The sequence below is a fragment of the Alcanivorax sp. HI0044 genome (genome assembly GCF_001634945.1).
Window position 1 is genome coordinate 1 of record NZ_LWEZ01001261.1, and the last position, 5,453, is coordinate 5,453.

Sequence of the window (5,453 nt, forward strand, 5' to 3'; positions counted from 1 at the left end):
GTTTCCCCTGTCCAGCGCCGGCATCCAGGCCCGTGGCCGTACCACTATCCTGAAACTGAATTACCGCAACACCCGCGAAATCCTCAGCTACGCCTACGATTTCGCCAAGGACTTCCTGCAAGCCCAGGACGCCGACGACGACCACATCCCCCTGATCGCCCCGGAAATGGCCGGCGCCAGCGGCCCGCTACCGGCATTCCGCAAGTTCGACACCTTCAACGACGAAGCCCACTACATCGCCCGCTGCATCCGCAAATGGCACCAGAACGGCCAACCGCTCAATAACATTGCGGTGATCTACGGCTACAACTGGCAGGCCGACACACTGCAACGGGCGCTCAAGCGGGAAGGCATTCCCCACGCCTGGTTGAAAGACAACGCCAGCAAGAAAGCCTACGACGCCAATGCAGAACGCATCGCGCTACTCACCCGACAAAGCAGCAAGGGGCTGGAGTTCGATACCGTGGTGCTGGCGGGGCTGGGGGGATTGAAGGATGACGAGGAGAATCTGGAGAGTGAGGTAAGGCTGTTGTATGTGGGAATGACGCGGGCGCGGCAGCAGTTGTTGCTGACGGGAAGTGGGGGGAATTGGTTTGTGGGGCGGTTTGGTGGTTAGTGGATTATATGCACGATGCAAGACCTGACAGCAATTTATGGTAGGTGTCTGCCATTGCTTATTACTAATTTTAACTTGGTTTTAAATGTGGGTATGACAGAAAAAAATAATGCTTTGTATTTCAGTAAGGTTTCTCCTAAAACCAAGAATATTCTTCGAGGGGTTATGGGGGTTGATGATCAAAGGCATGTCAGAAAAGCCTTGTCCAGAATTAAGAAGAAATGCGGAGTTTCTGAGTATAAGAAGTCAATCAAGATAATTAGATCAGATGGGCTATATAGAGAAAATGGTATAGCGCGTGATTTTCCATTAGTTCTTCCAAGACCCATATCAGAATTGAGTGAGTTTTCAGAGAGAGAAATAATTTTTTCTATCAATGAAAACTCAGAGAAGATTGCTAATTTGCTTGATTTTTATTCGGAAATACTAACTCACATTGAGTCGGGCGAATATGCAGAATCCTTGGCAAAGATAAGGGGAGTTGTTGAGTGCGGTGGGGTTTCATTTATCTTAGTTAGGTATCTTTACTATATTAGATTGAGGGTTGATGAGAATCCCTACTATTCGCTTCAATTGGCAGATGTAAATGATCTTTTTCATAGAATTAACATCGACAATCTTGGCTTTCTTGTGGGGGCGATCAGAGAGCTGAGCAATGTACAGGCGGATTATTTCAATATACGCAGAAGGATCGCTGATTTTGAATCTGATACACCAGTTAGTGTCGTTGCTAAAAATCTATTAGATTTTGTTGTTTATGATGAGTCTGAGTATTTGCGCACACTGAATGCCTATTATTCGATTTCCCTATTGGATGCATTTCTATACATGTCAGTGGCAAGACGCTTAGGGGTTCCCGGTGTCTCGGAATGTGGTTTTGATGATTCTGTTTTACATGATGCTTTCTCCAGATTGTCAGATATAAAGATAAATACTTCGATATATGTTGCTGAGGATAATGAAGCAGGAGTGGGGATAAGCTTTTTTAGGGAGACTTTTTTAAGGTTGGAGCAATGGGATTGTTATAACTATAAAATGATACATGGTGCGCTTTTTAATGAGTATGAAGCCAAAGCGCAGCTTATGATTCCTGGTATTAGGACTCTTGTCGAGGAATATTTTTCAAGCCTGACAACTTTAGACGAACTCTCCTTTGAAACTAAAAGTGTTATCAGCTTGGAAAGCTATGATAGAAATGCTTGTAGCTATTTAGAGAATTCGAGTGGGTTAATCTATTTGTTGGATAAGTATGGTGGTGATATTGAGGGGCATGAGAATGAATTTGTCGCTTTGATGTCAGCAACACGAGATATCGGAGTTGTGTGTCCTTCATCATATTTGATCGCTTTGCAAAATGAAGCGAAGTCTGATGACTTTAAACTTGTTACTGCGTGCTTGATATCAATTAAAGATAATACTCAAAGGGCAGAGCATAGGCTAAGAAAGACGATTCAGGAAATAGCAAAAAATGGCTATGAGTCAGATGTTAAAGGAATTATATATAAATTGTTTGATATTTCCCCATCTGTAACCGAGCACTTGGTTCACGTTTGTGATGAGACGTTTTTGAGTAAGCTGTTTCATATAACTTCTCGTCCCAATAAGGCTATCGAAGATAGGGCGGACATTCTTGAGTGGTACGGAAATAAGATGGAGGATAGCCAGTACCTCTCAAGAGCTAGGAACTTGAGAATTGATGTTCAGATTAATAAGGAAAAGGGGACAATTGATGATGCCAGGATTTATGTTGATCAAATAAAATATACGCAATGGGTTTCTGATATGGTGATGCCTGAGCTGTCACTGCTGATACCGGACCTTAATTCTGGTAAAGAAATGACCCCAAAAGCTATACGCTGGAGCGGGGTGAGGAGTGGCATATCAATTTTTGACTTGGTTGCTTCTAATTTTCTAGATTGCTTTAAAGAGTTTTGTGAGAATAAATTCTTTGGGATAGCTTCATATCTTGGGCGAAGAATAAGGCACGGAACTTTGGTTGGGACAGGGCTTGAAGAATTAAAAGATATAACTTCTGAGGGTCGGTTTTCGAACCTTTTGTCTGATCCTGAATTTAATAATCATTTTTTAGAGTGGATTGAGCTATATGAAGGGGCTCTTACAAGGATAGTAAAAGAGTATCTTTATGTTCGCGATGATGCGCATCCTCAAGGGCTATTTTCTAGTTATCCTAACAGCAAATACAAGCAAGCAGTTGCTAATCAAATGCTTCTTGATGTCCATAACAAATATATAAAATCTGGAAATTTTTTAGATACGCCTTATGTAGTGATGGACTATTGCTGGAGGTTGATTGAAGAGGACCTTTCCGGAACAAGAAAATTTCTTAGCCAAATAAAATCAAAATATGGCGTATTTTCTGTGCCTTACAATGTATCAAGAAAGGTTAATCGGAGGGAGCTAAATGATTTTGTTCAAGAGGTTAACTCGATTTCGGCAGATAAGTTCCGTGTTATCTCTTCTTGGTTTAATAAGCCATCATTTGCATCACCTTCAACTGATTTGAATTTGCTTTTTAAGGCGGTTACTTCTGAGGTAAAAGGTTTGCATGCAGGTTTTGACCCTAGAATTGAGGTTGGTGATGAAGAATTTCCAATTAATGGAGGTCAGTATTTTGCTATTTACGATGCTTTATATGTTCTTATATATAATGCTGCCGCCTATGGTAAGCAAGCTGGCAAGCTTGTGTTTAATGTTTTCAAGGATCAGGAGCAGTCAAAGCTGATGCTGATGGTTATGTCAGAGGTTGATGATGAGAAGACTTTAAATAAAGCAAAAAGAGTAATTGAGTCAAAGCTTGAGTCAGATACACAGGATGCGCATGTTCGAGAAGGAAATAGCGGCATAAAAAAACTCTTGAGGCTTGCGGTGGATGGCTACATTGGGGATGTTAATTATGTTTTTGAACGCCCTAATAAAATTGTTTCCTCTTTTAGCTATAAGCTGGATTACTAAATATGCAATTGCTAATTGTTGAGGATGATACATTTAAATATTCAAGGATTGAGAGGCTTGCAAAAGACTCTGTGCCTGAGATTGAAATTTTTCGAGCCGACAGCGTTTGTGATGCGGTTAATTATCTGAATGAAAAATCGCCAGACATCATTATTCTCGATATGTCATTGCCTAGCCACTCTCCTAAGGCTGGAGAGGGGACTCCATTGGCTATGCCGGCAGGGGGCGTCGAAGTAATTATGGAAATTGACTATCTTGGTAAAAATGATATCCCGGTTATGATCCTTACTCAGTATGCTGACATCCAAATAGAGAATGATTATTTTTCTATCGATGACGCGGGGATGGAGCTTCGTAAAAATTACTCTTTTAGCAATCTTGAGGTGGTGTTTTATGAGGATGGCTCTGAAGAGTGGATCGATAAGACAAAATTTTTTCTGGGGGTGTGATGGAAATCCTTCTGATTGAAGATGATGACAATAAACGTGCTGACATTGAGGCTTTTATTAGTTCGTTGATACCGGGCGGGGTTGGATTAGAGTTTGCCTGTGCTCTGGATGATGCTAGGAGAAAAATTCTCGCTAAGTCTTATGATTTGATTGTGTTTGATTTTTTTCTTCCATTATCAAGACAGGATGGCTTATCCACTCCGCAAGATGTATCAAATGAGCTGGCTGCTGATTTCAGATATAGCAAAAACTATCAAACTGAAACAATTGCGATAACACAGTACAAACTTGATGACTCTAAAGGGATTCCGGTTTTTAATGGGGCTGGAATTAGCGTGGTTCATTACGCTCAGGATGATGAATCCTGGAAAGATAGTTTAAAACAAAAAATTAACAGGGTTAATAATTTCGTCAGGTATGATTTTTTGATCTTTTGTGCTCTAACCAAGGAAAGGGATGGGTATCGCCTTACTGACGCTGAAATAGGTGATTTTCGAAACATAGACGGGATGAGCTGTCTGGATCTTTGTATCGCCCAAAAAAAAGGCTTGTGTCTGGTTCCTAAAAAACCAGGACTGGTTAATATGGCTGTCATTGCGGCTAAAGCCATCGAGAAATTTCAGCCAAAAATAGTTGCCATGAGTGGAATTTGTGCAGGTGTTGAGGGTGATTCAAAGCTAATGGATTTGGTTGTTGGTCAGCTTTGCTGGGAATATCAAACTGGAAAATTTAAAGCTAATAAGTTTCAGTCTGAGCCTTATCAGATATCGATACCTCATGATCTTGAGGTTGATCTTTCGCAGTTTATTCAGGGTGAAGATTTAAAGAAAAAGATAAGAAAAGGGCTTTTTTTTGAGAAAATGAATGATTTTGATATTATTTTGGCTCCACTATCTTCTGGTTCGGCTGTTATTTCGGATAATAAAAAAATGCAGGAGATAGGTGAGCAGCATCGAAAAATGGCGGCACTTGAAATGGAAATGTTTTCAATGTACGAGGCAGCCTATCAGTCTCTCTGTGCTCCATTGTTTTTTGGGGTTAAGGCCGTGGTTGATATGGGGGATGATAAAAAAAATGATCAGTTACATGCTCCTGCATGTGCAACATCTGCGCGGTTTGTTTATGAGTTTTTATCTTGGAAGCTTCAATCATGACTGATTTCCTCACAAGGATGCTGGCGTCGGGTAGTGTTCAGAATTCTGTGTCACTTCTTTAATCTACACACCAAAGAGGTGATACATGACCAAACCCACATTCGACATTGATGCTGCTCTCAAGGCCCTACAGGAAGGCAAAGACCTGACCGGCAAAGACGGCATTCTCACGCCGCTGATCAAGCAGCTCACAGAAGCCGCGATGCAAGCCGAGCTGGACAATCATCTTACAGAAGAGACCGCGCCGAACCGCAAGAATGG

Annotated in this window: 4 protein-coding genes and 1 pseudogene; all 5 read left to right on the plus strand. The window is 41.4% G+C overall.

Annotated features, from left to right (window positions below):
* Positions 1–616: 3'-5' exonuclease (locus A3730_RS18045; RefSeq protein WP_197477518.1), on the plus strand; the 616-nt coding region annotated here is incomplete at its 5' end.
* Between the two features lie 15 nt (positions 617–631).
* Positions 632–3,589: a hypothetical protein gene (locus A3730_RS18050; protein WP_063538611.1), complete on the plus strand. Its 2,958-nt coding sequence runs from the start codon at positions 632–634 to the stop codon at positions 3,587–3,589.
* Between the two features lie 2 nt (positions 3,590–3,591).
* A complete protein-coding gene (locus A3730_RS18055) occupies positions 3,592–4,038 on the plus strand; it encodes a response regulator (protein WP_063521460.1) in 447 nt (148 codons plus the stop codon).
* Positions 4,038–5,192, plus strand: coding sequence for a hypothetical protein (locus tag A3730_RS18060; RefSeq protein WP_063520284.1), 1,155 nt, complete (start codon positions 4,038–4,040; stop codon positions 5,190–5,192). The genes A3730_RS18055 and A3730_RS18060 overlap by 1 nt, the downstream gene beginning before the upstream one ends.
* Before the next feature lie 85 nt (positions 5,193–5,277).
* Positions 5,278–5,453, plus strand: a pseudogene (locus A3730_RS18065) (IS256 family transposase); the annotation flags it as partial.

Bases quoted from the DNA above. Each gene is read 5' to 3' on its own strand.
- A3730_RS18050 (WP_063538611.1), top strand. From the start codon at position 632: ATGCAAGACCTGACAGCAATTTATGGTAGGTGTCTGCCATTGCTTATT.
- A3730_RS18060 (WP_063520284.1), top strand. From the start codon at position 4,038: ATGGAAATCCTTCTGATTGAAGATGATGACAATAAACGTGCTGACATT.
- A3730_RS18055 (WP_063521460.1), top strand. From the start codon at position 3,592: ATGCAATTGCTAATTGTTGAGGATGATACATTTAAATATTCAAGGATT.